Raw genomic sequence first — 15,632 nt, forward strand, 5'->3', positions numbered from 1 at the left:
TCGGCATCCTCTTCGCAGAACGCCAACTCAACAGACGCAACAACCGATGATCCCGGCTGTAGTACTAACCCTCTCCCCAGAGGGGAGAGGGGATGTCTTTTCCCGGGACGTAGAACGCGGCATTCTGACCGGGTCGGAAGATTGCACGGGAGAAGCCCTATGCGTGCACACCGCAACGCCCTGCGCATCGCCCTCGTGGCGACGCTCGCATGGGGAGGCACCGCCCTCGCCGCAGAAACCGCCGGCCCCTCTTTCTCCTGCGCCAAGGTGGAGACGGGCAGCATCGAGCAGATGGTCTGCACCGACGCCGACCTGTCGGCGCTCGACCGCAAGCTGGCCGAGGTCTATGGCGAAGCCACGGGCAAGGCGGCGAACGAGCATCCGCCCATGCTGAAGGCGGAGCAGCGCGGCTGGATCAAAGGCCGGGACGACTGCTGGAAGGCCGACGACCGCCGCGCCTGCGTCGAGGAGCAATACCGCCTGCGCATCGCCGAGCTTCAGGCCAAGTACCGGCTGGTGCCCTCGACCGGCCCGGTCCGCTTCGCCTGCGACGGCACTCCGGGCAACGAACTGACCGCCACCTTTTTCGAGTCCGACCCGCCGACGATGATCGCCGAGCGCGGCGACGAGGTGTCGCTGATGTACAGCCAGGCGGCGGCGTCCGGCGCCCGCTACCAGGGCCGCAACGAGAGCTTCTGGGAGCATCAGGGCGAAGCGCGGGTGACCTGGGGCTACGGCGCTCCGGAGATGACCTGCCGGAAGGCACCGTAAGCCCTCAACCTAACTCCTCACGCGGGGTCCTTTAGCCGCGCGCCGCAACACGGGCGAGGACGGCGCAGGCGCCCGGACCGGTTTCCAGGGTGGCGGCGGTGTCGCCCAGCCGGGCGGTCCAGCCCGGCGACACCCGCGCCACGCTGTCGCCGGTGCGCAGGATCACCTCGCCAGCCAGCGCGTGGACCAGCGCCATGCCGCCGGCCGGAATGTCCGCAACCGTGTCGGCCGGCAGGATGTCGAGCCGGGCGTCGGCCCGCTCGCGGTCGAAGATCAGGTTGAAGTCGCGGATCGGCCCGTCCAGCAGGACGCAGTCCACCACGGCGTCGCCGGAGAAGCGGAAAGGGGCGGCACGGTTGGTCACGGTCGCCGGAACGCCGTCCACGGTCAGCCGCATGCCGGCCCCCTCGACCACGGCGATCAGCCGCTCGTAGCCGGTGAAGGCCGAGAAGGGACCGGCCTCCGCCACGTCGGCGATGCTGACCCGCCAGAGGAAGCGGCCGGCATCGCCAGGCAGCTCCTGGAGGGCGATTTCGGTGGTCGTTCCGCCGCCGTTCTTCCAGGGCATGCGGCGGTAGCGGGCGGGGTCGAGAAGAGAAACAGTCATAAGAATCCTCACGGGACCGGGGAGGGCATCCGGCCCATCCCCCATCCCTTGTCCTCGTGATCGTGTGTGCGTCGCCGATGGGCGATGCGTCAGGCGTCCCCGAGCGATTGGGTCAGGCCCCGGTGCTTGAGAAGCGCCTCGATGCGCGGCTCGCGGCCGCGGAAGGCGGTGTACAGCTCCATCGGGTCGCGGGTGTCGCCCGACGAATAGATCGTCTTCAGCTTCGCCGCAAGGTCGGGATCGAAGGGGTTGCCCGCCTCCAGGAACGCCTCGAAGCCGTCGGCGTCGAGCACCTCGGCCCACAGATAGGCGTAATAGCTTGCGGCGTAGCCGCTGCCGGCGAACAGGTGCTGGAAATGCGTCGGGCGGTGGCGCACGGCGATCTCCGCCGGCATGCCGATCTTGTCCAGCACCGACCGCTCGAAGGCGGCCACATCCGTGTCGGCGGCGTCGCTCCGGGTATGAAACTCCAGATCGAGCAGCGCCGCCGCGGTGTACTCCACCGTGCCGAAGCCCTGGTTGAAGTTGCGGGCGGCGAGCAGGCGGCGCAGCAGATCCTGCGGGATCGGCTCCCCGGTCTGGTAATGCCGGGCGTAGGTGGACAGCGTTTCCGGAACCGCCAGCCAGTGTTCGTAGATCTGCGAGGGCAGCTCGACGAAGTCGCGGCGGACCGAGGTGCCGGACTGGCTCGGGTACCGGACGTTGCTGAGGCAGCCGTGCAGGAAATGGCCGAACTCGTGGAACAGCGTCTCGGCGTCGTCGAAGCTGAGGAGCGTCGGCTCGCCCTTCGAGAAGTTGTTGTTGTTGACGATGATCGGCGACACCGCCCCGTCGAAATTCTCCTGGTCGCGGTAGCTGCTCATCCAGGCGCCGGAGCGCTTCGACGAGCGGGCGAAATTGTCGTGCAGGAAAAGGCCGACATGCCGCCCGTCCGTCTCCGTCACCTCGTAGACGCGGACGTCCGGATGGTAGACCGGCAGGTCGGGCCGCTCGGTGAAGGTCAGCCCGAACAGGCGCCCGGCGGTGTCGAAGGCCGCGCGCACCATGTTCTCCAGCACGAAGTAGGGCTTCACCTCCGCTTCGTCGATGTCGTACTTGGCCTGCCGGACCTTCTCCGCGTAGTAGCGCCAGTCCCAGGGGGCGATCGGCTCGTTCATGCCCTCCGCACGGGCGCAGTCCTGAAGCTCCGTCCGCTCGGCGGCGGCTTTCTCCTTGGCCGGTCCCCAGACCTGCAACAGCAGCCGTTCGACGGCGGAGGTGTCCTTCGCCATGCTGTCGTCCAGCTTGAAGTCGGCGTAGCTGGCGTAGCCCATCAACTTCGCCTGCTCGGTGCGCAGCGCGACGATTTCCCGGATCAGCGGGCGGTTGTCGTGCTCGCCCTCGTGCTCGCCGCGGCGTATCCAGGCCTCGTAGGCCACCTGACGCAGATCGCGGCGAGCCGAGAAGGTCAGGAACGGCTCGACCGAGGAGCGGGCCAGCGTGATGACGTACTTGCCCTCCTGCCCGCGCTCCTTGGCGGCCTGGGCGGCGGCGTTGCGCGCGAAGTCCGGCAGGCCGGCGAGGTCGCTCTCCTCCAGCACGAGCTGCCAGTCCTTCTCGTCGTGCAGCACGTTCTGGCCGAACAGCGTGTGCAGGGTCGCCAGCCGCTCGGTGATCGCGGTCATCCGCGCCTTGGCGTCCGGCGGCAGCAGCGCGCCGCTGCGCACGAAGCCGAGATGCTGGCGCTCCAGCAGGCGGAGCTGGTCGGGGGCGAGGCCCAGCGTGTCGCGCCGCTCGTAGAGGTCGGCGACGCGGGCGAACAGCGCCGGGTCCAGCGCGATGCGCATGGAATGCTGGGCGAATTTCGGCGCGTAGTCGCGGGCGATGGTCTCCAGCGCGTCGGTGGTGTTGCTGGAGTTCAGGTTCCAGAACACGCCGCCGACCCGGTTCAGGAAGCGCCCGCCGCGCTCCATCGCCTCGATGGTGTTGGCGAAGGTGGGAGCGTCGGGGTTTCCGGTGATCGCCGCGATCTCCGCGATGCTCTCCGCCATGCCATGATCGAAGGCGGGCGGAAAATGCTCGGCCCGGATGCGGTCGAAGGGCGGCAGGCCGAAGGGCGTGGTCCAGGTTTCGAAGAACGGGTTGCTCATCAAGGCCCCTTGCTGACCGGAAGCGGAAGACATGCCGAACATGGTGCCGCAACCGGTCCCGCGCCACAACACGCCGGTCACCGCAGGGCGCATCCCAGAGCGGCGAAAAAGGAAGGAACCGCAGCGCGGAATTAGGACAACAAGCCTCTTAAGTCACGGTTGAACGACATTGATCCGGTGCCATATCCAACCAAGACACAAAAAGGCTTCAAATCTCCCCTAAAGTTTGTTAGCCTTCCGTCAGTGGCGGCCAGGAATTGTCCTCTTGAACGCGCTTCAGGAGCGTAATTTCGTGCGCGCATTTCCCTACAACCCCAGTCTGTTTCAGAGGTGACATCGATATGCATGCATAGATAAATCTGTTTTCTTGTTCATATGGCCTTCAATTTCATGAGTCTTCGCTGTTTTTGCGTTTTCTCATGTAGCTTTACTTTCCCTGTGGTTGGCGGGAGGCGGTCGCGACGCGGCTGTCAAAATTGCTGGCGTGCGGACGAAAGTCCTTGCCTTGCGTGCCTCTCCACCCCGGCACGCCCCTGCTTCCCCCTGCTTCCAATGAAGGCTGCACGACGGACCGGTCCCTCTCGGGGTCCGGAACCACACGCATTTTGCCAAGAGCGGAGGCATCAGCGGATGACCGCGAAAATCGCCGTAAACGGCGTCACCCGGATTTTCGGGCGCCACCCACGTCAGGCGCTCGACCTGCTGAAGGCGGGTCTTTCCAAGGAAGAGATCTTCAAACGCACCGGCCAGACCGTCGGCGTCCTCGACGCCAGTTTCGAGGTCGAGGCCGGTGAAATCTTCGTCATCATGGGCCTGTCGGGCTCCGGCAAATCGACGCTGGTCCGAATGCTCAACCGGCTGATCGACCCGACCGCGGGCGAGATCCGGATCGACGGACGGGACATCACCAAGCTGTCGCGCGCCGAGCTGACCGAATTGCGGCGGCGCGACCTCGGCATGGTGTTCCAGTCCTTCGCCCTGCTGCCGCACCTGCGGGTGTGGGAGAACGCCGCCTTCGGGCTGGAGATCGCCGGGGAAAGCCTGAAGGCGCGGCGCGACAAGGCGCAGCAGGCGCTGGACGCGGTCGGCCTCGGGGCCTACGCGGAGAGCTTCCCGCGGGAGCTGTCGGGCGGCATGCAGCAGCGCGTCGGCCTGGCCCGCGCGCTCGCCAACGAGCCGTCCGTCCTGCTGATGGACGAGGCCTTCTCAGCCCTCGACCCGCTGATCCGGACGGAGATGCAGGACGAGCTGCTGCGCCTTCAGGCCGAACGGCAGCGCACCATCGTCTTCATCAGCCACGATCTGGACGAGGCGATCCGCATCGGCGACCGGCTGGCGATCATGGAGGGCGGCCAGATCATCCAGGTCGGGCGCCCGGACGAGATCCTCAAGCAGCCGGCCAACGATTACGTCCGCTCCTTCTTCCGCAACATCGACGTCACCAAGATCCTGACGGCGGGCGACATCGCCCGGCGCGATCAGGTGACGCTGATCCGCCACACCGGCGAAGGCCCGCGCGCCGCCGTCCGCCAGCTGCGCGAGCGCGACCGCGAGTTCGGCTATGTCCAGGACGGGCGCCGCCGCTTCCACGGCGTGGTGTCGGTGGAAACGCTGGTGTCCGCCATCGAGCGGCACAACGGCTCCGCCACGCTGGACGAGGCGCTGCTGCCCGGCATCGAGCCGCTTCCCGTCGACCTGCCGATGGACGAGGTGCTGCCGCGCATCGCGTCGGCCCCATGCCCGCTGCCGGTGGTGGACGGACAGGGCGCCTATGTCGGGGCGATCTCCAAGACCGCTTATCTGGAAACCCTTGGACGGACGCGCTGACCATGGAATTCAAGCTTCCCATCGGCGATTGGGCCGACGCCGCCGTGATGTTCCTCCTGGACCACGCGCAATGGCTGTTCGACGGCATCGACCTCGTGGTCGGGGCGGTCGCCGACGGCGTGCAGGCCGCCCTGACCTCGCTGCCCGGCGTGGGGCTGGCCGCCATCGTGGTGCTGATCGGGCTGTGGCGGAACGGCTGGCGCTTCGCGCTGTTCGCCGCGGCCTCGCTGCTGGTCGTCGCCGGGCTGGGCATGTGGCACCAGACGGTGGACACGCTGGCCCTGGTGCTGACCGCGACCGCCATCGCCCTGACCATCGGCGTTCCGCTGGGCATCGTTGCCGCGCGCAACGACCGGGTGGAAACGGTGGTGCGCCCGGCGCTCGACCTGATGCAGACCATGCCGGCCTTCGTGTACCTGATCCCGGCGGCCATGCTGTTCGGGCTGGGCCGGGTGCCGGGGATCATCGCGACGATCATCTTCGCCATGCCGCCGGTCGTCCGCCTGACCAGCCTGGGCATCCGGCAGGTGCCGCACGAGCTGGTCGAGGCCGGCCTCGCCTTCGGCTGCACGCCGCGCCAGCTCCTGTTCAAGGTGCAGATGCCGACCGCGCTGCCGTCGATCATGGCCGGCATCAACCAGACCATCATGCTGTCGCTGTCGATGGTCGTCATCGCCTCGATGATCGGGGCGGGCGGCGTCGGCAACGAGGTGCTGCGCGGCATCCAGCGGCTGGACATCGGCCTCGGCGTCGAGGGCGGGCTGGCCGTGGTGATCCTGGCGATCCTGCTCGACCGCATCACCCAGAGTTTCGGAACCCCGGACGCGGGGGGACGCTCCCCCCGGTCCGCGCTGCGCTCCCTGCTGAACCGCCGCCGCGCGGAACGGCCGAAGGACGACGCGCACCTGTCTCCCACGCACGGAGTCACGGAAGCGGGATGAACCGCCATCCCCAAAGCCATACAAAACAAAGGATTTTTTGCATGAGACGCACGTTTCTGAAGATGATGGCCCTCGGCGTCGCTGCCGTGATCGGCAGCACCGCCCTGTCCTCCGCCGGTTTCGCCGCCGCCGAGGACAAGAAGCCGGTCCGCATCGGCTGGACCGCCTGGTCCGACGCCGAGGCGGTGACCAAGCTCGCCCAACGCCTCATCCAGGAACGGCTGGATCAGCCGGTCGAGCTGGTGCTGGCCGACATCGGTCTGCAGTATCAGGGGCTTGCCAAGGGCGACCTCGACTTCATGATGATGTCCTGGCTGCCGACCACCCACGCCTCCTATCTGGACAAGGTGGGCAAGGACATCGTGCCGCTGGGCATGCTCTACACCCGCGCCCGCCTGGGCTGGGCCGTGCCGGACTATGTGCCGGAGGACCAGGTGAAGACCATCGCCGACCTCGCCAAGCCGGAGATCCGCGAGAAGCTGAAGGGCAAGATCCAGGGCATCGACCCCGGTTCGGGCCTGATGCAGGCGTCGGAGAAAGCGCTGAAGGACTACGGCCTGAACGACTACGAGCTCGTATCGGCCAGCGGCGCCGCGATGACCGCCGCGCTCGGCCGTGCCGACCGGCGTGAGGAGTGGATCGCCGTCACCGCCTGGAGCCCGCACTGGATGTTCGCCAAGTGGAAGCTGCGCTACCTGGAGGACCCGAAGGGCTCGCTGGGCGGGCTGGAGCGCGTCCACGTCATGGCCCGCAAGAGCTTCTACCAGGATCACCCGAAGGTCGCCGAGTTCCTGACCCGGATGTATCTGCCGCTGGAGGATCTGGAGGCGATCATGCTGGAGGCCGACGCCAGCTCCTATGACAAGGCGATCGACAATTACATCGCCAACAACAAGCAGCGGGTGGACTATTGGGTGACCGGCGAGATGCCGGCCTCCTGACGAGCCCGAGACACGCCCGAGGCACTGCCCTTACCCTCACACGGGTCCGGACAATGCCTCGACGCTGTCCTTCAGCACGCTCTCCAGGCTTCCCGCCAGGACCAAGGCCTCGTCCGGCGGCGCCCTTTCCAGACCCAGCGCGAGGTCGCCCAGCCGCTTCGCCCCCACGTTCCAGGACAACCCCTTGAGCGTGTGGGCGGCGGCGCGATACTCCGCGCCGCTGGACAGGGCGGCACCGATCCGCGCCACCTGCTCCCGCGCGGTGCGGGAAAAGCCCTCCACGGCCTCGGACCAGCACTCCGGACCGAGCGCCTCGGCCACGCTGTCCATCTGTTCGCGGTCCAGCAACTCCACAACCGGAGCGCTTTCCCGAACCGCCTCGTCAACCGGCTCATCAACCGCCTTGGCAGCCGAACTGTCGATGACCGCGCGGATCGCCGCGTCGAGCGCCGCCGAACGCAGCGGCTTCGGCACGAACCCGTTCATCCCCGCCGCCATGCATTCCGGAAGCGAACTGCCCGAGGCGTGCGCGGTGAGCGCGATCACCGGAACCCCGTTGCGCGGCGCCGGCAAGGCGCGGATCAGGCGGGTGGCGGTCAGCCCGTCCATACCCGGCATCTGGATGTCCATCAGGATCACGTCGAAGGGCTGCTCCGACCGCTCCACGGTCCGCACCGCCTCGTCCCCATCCACGGCGGTGACGACACTGTGCCCGCAGCGCACCAGCAGGCCGCGCACGATGTCCCGGTTCACCGCGTTGTCGTCCACCGCCAGAACCCGCAAGGGGGTCAGGGGGGCGGACGGCGGTGGCTCCCCGGCGTGGCGCAACGCCGCCGGATCGCCCGGCGCGCAGGCGACCGAGAACCGGAACAGGCTTCCCTTGCCCGGCGCGCTGGTGACGGAAATCGTCCCGCCGAGCAACCCGCACAGCTCCTTGCAGATCGCCAGCCCCAGACCGGTGCCGCCATAGCGGCGGGTGATGGAGCTGTCGGCCTGGGTGAAGCGGTCGAACAGGGACGGGATGGACTCCGCGGCGATGCCGATGCCGGTGTCCTCCACCTCGAACTCCAGGAGGAAACGCCCGTCCGCCAGATCGGCGCCACGGCGGGCGCGCACGGCCACATGGCCGCTGCCGGTGAACTTCATCGCGTTGCCGACCAGATTGAACAGGATCTGCCGCAGGCGGGCCGGATCGGTGACCACCGCCTCCGGAACGGTGGGCAGCATGTGGCAGGACAGAAAAAGCCCCTTGTCCGTCGCCGAGGGGTTGAACACCGCCATCACCGCCTCCGCGAGGTCGGCGGGCGCGCAGGTCTCCTCCTCGATGGCGACCCGCCCGGCTTCCAGCTTGGAGAAGTCCAGGATGTCGTCCAGCAGCCGCAACAGGCTCTCCGCCGAGCGGCGGGCGATGCCGGCCAGACGCCGCTCTTCCGGATTCAGCCCGTCGTCATCCAGCAGCGTCAGCGTGCCCAGAACGCCGTTCATCGGCGTGCGGATCTCGTGGCTGATGGTCGCCAGGAACTCGCTCTTCATCCGGTTGGCGTGCTCGGCGCTGTCGCGGGCGCGGCGCAGGTCGGCCTCGATCTGCTTGGCCTTGGACAGGTCGTGGAAGACGCCGATGAAATGCTCGCGCCCGCCGGCGCGCCAGCTCGACAGGGCGATCTCGGTGGGCACCAGCGTGCCGTCGGCGCGCCGGACCGGCACCTCGCGGATCATGCCGCTCGGGCTGCCGCGGCCGCTGGACTGGTAATCCCGGAACAGGCGGTCATGGTTGCCGGCCTGCCCGTCCGGCATCAGGGCGGTGACGCTCCGCCCGATCATCTCCGCCTCGTGGAAACCGAAGAGGGCCTCCGCCGCCGGGTTGAAGCCGGTGATCACGGCGTTCTGGTCGGTGACGACGATGGGCTGCCCGACCGCGGCGAACATGGCCCGGTAGCGCCGCTCGCTGTCGGTCAGCGACCGTTCCGCCCGACGCCGCTCCGTCACGTCGGAACCGGAGCCGCGGTAGCCGACGAAGGCGCCATGGTCATCGAAGACCGGCTTGCCGCTGAGCGACCAGATGCGGGTGTCGCCGTCCGGTCCGCGAACCGCGAATTCGAAATCGCGGAAGGGCTGCCGGTCCTCCAGGGTGCGGCGCTGCTCCTCCCAGTGAGGACCGTTTCCGGCTTCCCGCAGGGCGATGTCCTCGAAGCGCCGGCCGCGGTACAGCTCCGGATCGCGGATCGACCCGGCATAGGCTCCGGACATGCCGGCAAAGCACAGATCGGCATCCATCTCCCAGAACCAGTCGGACGCCGTTTCCGCGATGTCACGCAGCTTCGTCTTGCTGGCGCGCAGATGCCGGGCGGCTTCGTCCAGCGTGGCGTGAGATCGCTCCTGGGCGCGGCTTTGCCATGTCACCAGCGCCGCCAGGACGAACAGCAGGGCGGTGGTCAGGCCCGCTCCGACGGTGTAGGCCCGTTGCCGCGCCCAGGTTTCCGCCATGAACTCCGCCTCGCCGAAGCCCGCGCTGACGATCAGCGGGTAGTTCGGAAGGCTGCGGAAGCTGGTCAGGCGGGCCACCCCGTCGACGGGACTGACCGAACGCAGGAAGCCTTGCGTTTTTTCCTGCGCCTCCCGCAGGATCGGCGACATGCCGAGTGCCATTCCGATGATGCGGTCGTCCATGACGCTGCGCGCGCGCAGGATGCCGTCGCGGCCGATGATGGAGATGATGCCGTCATGGCCGACATTCAGATTGTCGAAGGTGCGACCGAAATAGAAGGGGTCGAGCGAGGCGACGATCATCCCCCCGAACCCGCCGTCGGGGGCGTCGACCTTGCGGCTGAGCTGGATCGACCATTTGCCCGACGCCCGCCCGAAGACGGGACGGCTGATGAACAGCCCTTGGACGGTCCCCTCCTTGTGCACGCGGAAATGCTCGCGGTCGGCCAGATTCACCCGGGCCGGGGCGTTGTCCACGCTGGTCTGGATCAGGTCCCCCTTGCCGTCCGCGTAGGCGAGCTGGAGCAGCAGGTCCGAATCCAACGTCGCATTCCGCATCACGTCGCGCAGCAACGGGCTCTGGCTGCCCAGCCGGTACAGATCGTAGCCGATGAAGGACAGGATGCGGTCGGTCCCGGCGATGGCCCGCGTGGTCTGTTCCGCGATGATGTGCGCCAGGTTGCCGGTGTCGCGCTCGGCGCGCTGGAGCGCGTCGCGCCGATCGCGCTCCGTGAGGTAGAGAGCCGCGGTCCAGGCCGCCGCGGCCAGCAGAAGCGTGGCCATCCATACGCCGGAGACCAGCGCCCTGGACCGGAGCGCATAGGCCCGATGGCCGTGTTCGGGCAGGGAAAGTGAAACGGGTGTGTCCGGCATCGCGTTCTCCCGTCTACCGGAACGCGGCGCCGTCCGCCCCGGTGAAATCCGGGTCGGGATGGGCGTCGTGAATGGCGAGGATCGACGTCCACGCGCGCAGGAAGGCGTCAACGCAGACCGGGTCGAAATGGGTGCCGCTGTGTTCGACAATGTACGTCTGCGCGGTGTCGAGCGGCCAGGGCTTCTTGTAGGGTCGGGCGGTGGTCAGCGCATCGAAGACGTCGGCGATGGCGACGATGCGGCAGGCCAACGGGATCTCCTCCCCCCGCAGGCCCTTGGGATAGCCGGTGCCGTCGTACTTCTCGTGATGGCCCAGAGCGACCTCCGCGGCCTCGCAAATGAGGGGATGCTCGCTTCCCTGCAGAACGGCGTAGCCGATCGCCGGATGCTCGCGCATCACCTGCATTTCGGCGTCGGTCAACCGGCCGGGCTTCAGCAGGATGGCGTCGGGAATGCCGATCTTGCCGATGTCGTGCATCGGCGCAACCTCAGCCAGCCGGGCGCAATCGTCGGGGTCCAGACCGAGGCTTTCGGCGATGACGCGCGAGTAGCTCGCCATCCGCTCGATGTGCAAGCCGGTTTCCGGGTCGCGGTACTCGGCGGCCCGGGCAAGGCGGGCCACCAGCTCCTGCGCCTGCTGACGGAGCCGGGCGGTCGCCTCCTCCACCCGGCTGCGCAGCACGGCGGCCTGATCGCGCATCATCCGCTGGCCCAGCCTCAGATGGAGAAGGTTCTGCGCCCGGGCGAGCAACTCCGGCACGATGATGGGCTTGGTCAGGAAATCGGTGCAGCCGCTTTCGAGGGCGGTCACCCGCAGCTTCACCGACGTGTCCGCGGTGATCATCACCACCGGAACGTCGGCGAGGTGCCGCTGGGCGCGGATGCGCTCCAGCACGTCCATGCCGTCGAGGTCCGGCATGACATGGTCGATCAGGATGAGGTCGGGCGTGTTGACGGCCAACCAGTCCAGAGCCTCCAGCGGACTGTCCATGCCGATGGGCTCCGCGTCGTCGATCCTTCGGATGACAGCGCAGGTGATGAACAGCGTGGAGGGATCGTCATCGACGATTACAACCTGCATTTTTGCGCCCGCCCCAGACCACCACTTCGGGTATCATTTGAAAATAATACCCGGCAAAATCTTAACGAATCTTGCTAAAATTGGATGTATGCGGGCGAGAAAGTCGCGGCCGGTTGGTCCGGCCGCGTGCAGGGGGCCTGCCGTGTCGGATGCGCCTCAGCGGGCGGCGGTCAGACCGCCGTTGACCGGGGCGCCCGGACGGCTGAAGGCCCCGGCCAGACGGCGGAACAGGCTGCGCAGATAGGCGGCCCGCAGGGCTTCCGCCTGGCGGCGGATGTTGCGCAGTTCCGTGGACGACAGGGGGGTCGCAAAGCTATCGGCGTTCATGGCTGTCCTCGTGGCGGCGTCGAAGGCCGCGGTTCGTTGGAAATGTCTCTGGCGGTGCCGCTCGGGCGCCGGGGTCGGCGGCTGGCCGTGGAAGGGGCCTGCGCGATGCCGGCGGAGGGGCGGTGCTGCCTGCCTGGATATAATGGCACCGCCACCCCGAAAGACGACGCGCCGATAATGCATGGCTTCCATTACTATGATGCAGCGCACCATGAAGAAGAAAAGGGCACACTATCCTTCACGAACGCAAGTCTTCGCAGCGCTGTTAAAAGAGTTCATCGCAGCGCTATGACAGCGGAAACTTCCGCAGCGCTGCGAAGCGCACAGGTCCTGCCTTCCCGGCGTGACGGGAACACACCAAGCCGAATGATTCGCGGAGGGCGGGTTGACCACAGCCCACCGCCACGGCAGAGTTGAAGCCCGACCGTCGAAGGGGATTCCGCATGCTCCGCCCAGCGCTGCTCACCCTTGGCCTTCTTGCACTGCCGACCGCCGCGGCGGCGGCGGGCTTTCCCTGCTCCAAGGCCACCACACCGACGGAAAAGGCGATCTGCGCCAATCCGGCTCTCTCCGCGCTGGATGAGCGGCTGGCCGCGACCTACCGCGCCGCCCTGGAGCGCCTGTCGGGCGCCAGCCCGGAGGAGGGTGCCGCCGGGGCCGCCGTCAAGGCCGACCAGCGGGCGTGGCTGCGCGACCGCGACTCCTGCGGCGCCGACGTGGCCTGCCTGCGCCGCGCCTATGACGGGCGCGTGGCGGTCCTGTCCTTCCGCACCGACCCGACCGCGCCGCCGTCCCCCGTCGGACGCTATGCAGGCCAATTCGACCATGGGGGCTTCATCGGCATCGCCGCCATCGCCTTGCGCAACGGGACGGTCGCCGTCAGCGTCAGCGGCGCCGAGCCCACGGCCGGACGGTGGGTGTGCGACTTTTCCGGCATCGGGCGGCTGGATGACAAAGGGCGGCTGATTGTCGGCACGCCGGACGCGGAGAGCGGCGGCCTGATCCTGGTCGCGGAGGAGGGCGGGGGGGTCGTCATCCCCGATCTGGAGCCCAACCGCGCCGCCAGCAGCTATTGGTGCGGCCACAACGGCAGCTTTATCTGGACCTACCGGCGCGCCCCCTGACCCGATCCGCCCTGCGAAGCGCGTGCCTCTGCGCCATGCCATCAATGCATTGCGCACAATTCAATAACGCATAATCAAATGCATTGCGCGCAATTCGATTTTGCGCGATGGTCCTTCTCGACAACAAGCGGCAACCCGCTTCCCCGATCGAAACGATCCATCTGTTCAAAGGAGCACACGCAATGAAGATCCTCTACACGACCAAGGCGACGGCCACCGGCGGGCGTGACGGCAAGGCGGAAACCGACGACGGCCTGCTGTCGGTGGCGCTGGCCGCCCCGAAGGAGCTGGGCGGCAAGGGCGGCGCCACCAACCCCGAACAGCTGTTCGCCGCCGGCTATTCGGCCTGCTTCCTCGGCGCCATGAAGTTCGTGGGCAACCGCGACAAGATCGCCGTCCCGGCGGACGTGACGGTGACCGCCCAAGTCGGTATCGGCCCGCGCGACGACGGCGAAGGCTTCGGCATCGCGGTGGACCTCACCGTGTCGCTGCCCGGCCTGGACAAGGCGGCGGCCGAAGATCTGGTGGCCCGCGCGCACAAGGTCTGCCCCTACAGCCACGCGACCAAGGGCAACATCACGGTGAAGACCGCCATCGCGTAAAGGGCGCATAACAGGGTTTCATGCTTGCGGGCGTGTTGCGTGTCATATCCTCATGGGCTATGGGGTCGCGCGCAACAGGCCCGCGACGCGTCCCTGGCTGGGAACCCCCGAACGATGAGCACCGAGAACGACAACCCGCTCCTTCTGGCCAACCAGGCCTGCTTCGCCCTGTATTCGGCGAATCTGGCGATGACGCGGGTGTACCGCCCGCTGCTGGAGGCGCTGGAGCTGACCTACCCGCAGTATCTGGTCATGCTGCTCCTCTGGGAACAGGACGGCCAGACCATGAAGACGCTGGGGGAGCGGCTGCTGCTCGACAGCGGCACGCTGACCCCGCTGCTGAAGCGGCTGGAAGGGCAGGGGCTGGTCACCCGCGGCCGCGACCCGGCGGACGAGCGGCTGGTGCGCATCCACCTGACGCCGCAGGGCACCGCGCTGCGGGAGCGGGCGACGGCGCTGCCGGAACGCATCGCCGCCGCGGCCAACTGCCCGCTCCCAGATCTCGCCGGCCTCCGCGACGCCCTCCTGCGTTTGCGCGACTCGCTGAACGCCACGGCCGACCGGGACTGAGGCCGGCCGCGGGTGATTGGTCAGCCGGCCTTCGCCATCGGCAGACGCGGCGACTCCTCGGTCAACCGCTTGGCGCGGCGGGCGCGGGTCTCCACGGTCGCGGCGGGGGTAACCGGCACGAAGTCGGTGGGCCGGCGGTCGTCGCCGGTGATCGCCCGCATGGCCGCCACGTTGGCGCTCTCCACCGCCTGCGCCTTGCGCACCTGGGCGAGGAACTTGGCGCTGGGCAGCATCACGTAGGTGATCCCCTCGATGCGGGCGCCCACCTTGTCGTAGAGCTTCTCCGCGCTGGTCAGAATGCCTTCCTCGACCAGGGCGTCCACCGCGGAGGTCACCGCGCGCAGCGTGTCGCGGCGGCGGCTCCACACATTCATGCCGCTGTTCTTGATGATTTCGTCCGCCGACAGGGTCATCGCCCTGGCGCCCAGGTCCCCCGGCGCCTCGGCCCCCGAATAATCATACTCGGCGCTGAGACGGTTGTAGAGCCAGCGCGACACCGGGCTCTTCAGCCGCATCAGCCATTGATAGCTGACCGGTTTGAACTCCAGATTCCGGATGGCCGAGGAAACCAGCGGGTTGAACTGCAGGTGGGTTTCCTCGTCGCCCCCCTCGTCGCCGATCAGGTCGGGACGGGAGCGGATGGCCAGCACCGGGAAGGCCGTGGATTCCAGCAGGTTGGCCCCGCGGCCCTTCTTCACCCCCTCCGCCGGCTTGCCGATGATGATGCGCGAGCGCGCCAGGATGGTCAGCGCTTCGCGAATGTCGCGGATCGACAGCGTGTGGCCGACCGCCTTCAGTTCGCGTTGGATCTCGTAGAGGGTGAAGCGCATCTGGACCTTGTCGCGGTTCTCGCCGCCCAGCGACAGGCGCGAGCGGTCCATGGCGAGGCGGCGCACCACATGCTCCACCACCTGCTCGCGCTCGGCGGGGAAGACCTCGTATTCGATCTCGGTCTGGCCGTCGGCCTGGGCGGCCGCGTCGTCGCGGTTGACCATCCTGGTCAGACGGGCGGGCTGGATGGTCAGGTGGAAGGTGCTGCCGTGATAGGTGAACTCGCGCTTGATCGACGCGACGAAATTGCCCTTCGCGGGCGCGGTCTCCGCGGACCGCCCGCCGTCGCGTGAGGCGAAGACGTAGCGCGGCGCCAGATCGTACAGCGCGATCAGGTGCGACTGGGAGCGGTCCTCCAGTTCGAACAGCACCAGTTGCAGCGCGCCGGGTGTCGCGATCTTGCTCATCCAATCCCTCCTTGCCCGGCAATGACCATGCGGCGGGAGGCGCGCGCTGACAACCGCTTCGTGACGGGCGACCTCCTTCGGTATGGAGCCTTTGCCCGCGCCCATGGAGCGATAGCC

13 protein-coding genes are annotated in these 15,632 nt (G+C 67.9%); 7 read left to right on the forward strand and 6 right to left on the reverse strand.

The window, feature by feature from the left end:
- The first annotated feature begins 159 nt into the window (after positions 1–159).
- Positions 160–771 (forward strand): MliC family protein, encoded by a 612-nt coding sequence (locus tag JJL56_RS28675; RefSeq protein WP_200487216.1) that lies wholly within the window; start codon positions 160–162, stop codon positions 769–771.
- Between the two features lie 31 nt (positions 772–802).
- Here JJL56_RS28675 and JJL56_RS28680 read toward each other — a convergent pair whose 3' ends face one another.
- Both JJL56_RS28680 and JJL56_RS28685 read right to left on the reverse strand, forming a co-directional pair.
- The gene (locus JJL56_RS28680) at positions 803–1,378 is read right to left on the reverse strand and encodes a HutD/Ves family protein (RefSeq protein ID WP_200527758.1); all 576 of its coding nucleotides are present in this window, start codon (positions 1,376–1,378) and stop codon (positions 803–805) included.
- 89 nt (positions 1,379–1,467) lie between these two features.
- Positions 1,468–3,507 carry a M3 family metallopeptidase gene (locus JJL56_RS28685; RefSeq protein ID WP_200487218.1) on the reverse strand — a complete coding sequence of 680 codons (2,040 nt, stop codon included), beginning with the start codon at positions 3,505–3,507 and terminating at the stop codon, positions 1,468–1,470.
- A gap of 630 nt (positions 3,508–4,137) precedes the next feature.
- Between JJL56_RS28685 and proV the strand changes: the two genes are divergently transcribed.
- Genes proV through JJL56_RS28700 form a run of 3 tightly spaced genes read left to right on the forward strand, consistent with a single transcriptional unit; the run spans position 4,138 to position 7,216 of the window.
- On the forward strand, positions 4,138–5,334 hold the full coding sequence (gene proV, locus JJL56_RS28690; RefSeq protein ID WP_119507167.1) for a glycine betaine/L-proline ABC transporter ATP-binding protein ProV: 1,197 nt from the start codon (positions 4,138–4,140) through the stop codon (positions 5,332–5,334).
- A 2-nt stretch (positions 5,335–5,336) separates the two neighbouring features.
- The gene (locus tag JJL56_RS28695; RefSeq protein ID WP_145624709.1) at positions 5,337–6,275 is read left to right on the forward strand and encodes an ABC transporter permease; all 939 of its coding nucleotides are present in this window, start codon (positions 5,337–5,339) and stop codon (positions 6,273–6,275) included.
- 41 nt (positions 6,276–6,316) lie between these two features.
- A complete protein-coding gene (locus JJL56_RS28700; RefSeq protein ID WP_247889370.1) occupies positions 6,317–7,216 on the forward strand; it encodes a glycine betaine ABC transporter substrate-binding protein in 900 nt (299 codons plus the stop codon).
- Between the two features lie 36 nt (positions 7,217–7,252).
- On the opposite strand, the gene JJL56_RS28705 is transcribed toward JJL56_RS28700, so the two are convergent.
- The 3 genes from JJL56_RS28705 to JJL56_RS28715 all read right to left on the reverse strand — a co-directional run bounded on the left by JJL56_RS28705 (position 7,253) and on the right by JJL56_RS28715 (position 11,981).
- Entirely contained in the window at positions 7,253–10,483 is a 3,231-nt protein-coding gene (locus JJL56_RS28705) for a PAS domain S-box protein (RefSeq protein ID WP_247889369.1), read from the reverse strand.
- 103 nt (positions 10,484–10,586) lie between these two features.
- The gene (locus JJL56_RS28710; RefSeq protein ID WP_145624705.1) at positions 10,587–11,654 is read right to left on the reverse strand and encodes an HD domain-containing phosphohydrolase; all 1,068 of its coding nucleotides are present in this window, start codon (positions 11,652–11,654) and stop codon (positions 10,587–10,589) included.
- A 156-nt stretch (positions 11,655–11,810) separates the two neighbouring features.
- Positions 11,811–11,981 (reverse strand): hypothetical protein, encoded by a 171-nt coding sequence (locus JJL56_RS28715; protein ID WP_186452867.1) that lies wholly within the window; start codon positions 11,979–11,981, stop codon positions 11,811–11,813.
- A gap of 443 nt (positions 11,982–12,424) precedes the next feature.
- On the opposite strand from JJL56_RS28715, the gene JJL56_RS28720 reads away from it, so the two are divergent.
- The 3 genes from JJL56_RS28720 to JJL56_RS28730 all read left to right on the forward strand — a co-directional run bounded on the left by JJL56_RS28720 (position 12,425) and on the right by JJL56_RS28730 (position 14,277).
- Complete coding sequence (locus JJL56_RS28720; RefSeq protein WP_200487219.1) at positions 12,425–13,105, forward strand: lysozyme inhibitor LprI family protein; 681 nt, start codon at positions 12,425–12,427, stop codon at positions 13,103–13,105.
- Positions 13,106–13,287: 182 nt separating this feature from the next.
- Positions 13,288–13,707: an organic hydroperoxide resistance protein gene (locus JJL56_RS28725; protein WP_145624701.1), complete on the forward strand. Its 420-nt coding sequence runs from the start codon at positions 13,288–13,290 to the stop codon at positions 13,705–13,707.
- A gap of 114 nt (positions 13,708–13,821) precedes the next feature.
- The gene (locus tag JJL56_RS28730) at positions 13,822–14,277 is read left to right on the forward strand and encodes a MarR family winged helix-turn-helix transcriptional regulator (RefSeq protein WP_145624699.1); all 456 of its coding nucleotides are present in this window, start codon (positions 13,822–13,824) and stop codon (positions 14,275–14,277) included.
- A gap of 20 nt (positions 14,278–14,297) precedes the next feature.
- Here JJL56_RS28730 and JJL56_RS28735 read toward each other — a convergent pair whose 3' ends face one another.
- Positions 14,298–15,515 (reverse strand): plasmid replication protein, encoded by a 1,218-nt coding sequence (locus JJL56_RS28735; protein WP_145624697.1) that lies wholly within the window; start codon positions 15,513–15,515, stop codon positions 14,298–14,300.
- Between the last annotated feature and the right edge of the window lie 117 nt (positions 15,516–15,632).

Source organism: Azospirillum aestuarii, from assembly GCF_016632405.1.
GTDB classification, from domain to species: domain Bacteria; phylum Pseudomonadota; class Alphaproteobacteria; order Azospirillales; family Azospirillaceae; genus Azospirillum; species Azospirillum aestuarii.

What these genes read in the sequence shown, in the direction of transcription:
- JJL56_RS28675 (WP_200487216.1), top strand. Translation starts at nt 160, where the DNA reads ATGCGTGCACACCGCAACGCCCTGCGCATCGCCCTCGTGGCGACGCTC.
- JJL56_RS28700 (WP_247889370.1), top strand. Translation starts at nt 6,317, where the DNA reads ATGAGACGCACGTTTCTGAAGATGATGGCCCTCGGCGTCGCTGCCGTG.
- JJL56_RS28715 (WP_186452867.1), bottom strand. Translation starts at nt 11,981, where the DNA reads ATGAACGCCGATAGCTTTGCGACCCCCCTGTCGTCCACGGAACTGCGC.
- proV (WP_119507167.1), top strand. Translation starts at nt 4,138, where the DNA reads ATGACCGCGAAAATCGCCGTAAACGGCGTCACCCGGATTTTCGGGCGC.
- JJL56_RS28730 (WP_145624699.1), top strand. Translation starts at nt 13,822, where the DNA reads ATGAGCACCGAGAACGACAACCCGCTCCTTCTGGCCAACCAGGCCTGC.
- JJL56_RS28705 (WP_247889369.1), bottom strand. Translation starts at nt 10,483, where the DNA reads ATGGCCACGCTTCTGCTGGCCGCGGCGGCCTGGACCGCGGCTCTCTAC.
- JJL56_RS28695 (WP_145624709.1), top strand. Translation starts at nt 5,337, where the DNA reads ATGGAATTCAAGCTTCCCATCGGCGATTGGGCCGACGCCGCCGTGATG.
- JJL56_RS28680 (WP_200527758.1), bottom strand. Translation starts at nt 1,378, where the DNA reads ATGACTGTTTCTCTTCTCGACCCCGCCCGCTACCGCCGCATGCCCTGG.
- JJL56_RS28720 (WP_200487219.1), top strand. Translation starts at nt 12,425, where the DNA reads ATGCTCCGCCCAGCGCTGCTCACCCTTGGCCTTCTTGCACTGCCGACC.
- JJL56_RS28735 (WP_145624697.1), bottom strand. Translation starts at nt 15,515, where the DNA reads ATGAGCAAGATCGCGACACCCGGCGCGCTGCAACTGGTGCTGTTCGAA.
- JJL56_RS28710 (WP_145624705.1), bottom strand. Translation starts at nt 11,654, where the DNA reads ATGCAGGTTGTAATCGTCGATGACGATCCCTCCACGCTGTTCATCACC.
- JJL56_RS28685 (WP_200487218.1), bottom strand. Translation starts at nt 3,507, where the DNA reads ATGAGCAACCCGTTCTTCGAAACCTGGACCACGCCCTTCGGCCTGCCG.
- JJL56_RS28725 (WP_145624701.1), top strand. Translation starts at nt 13,288, where the DNA reads ATGAAGATCCTCTACACGACCAAGGCGACGGCCACCGGCGGGCGTGAC.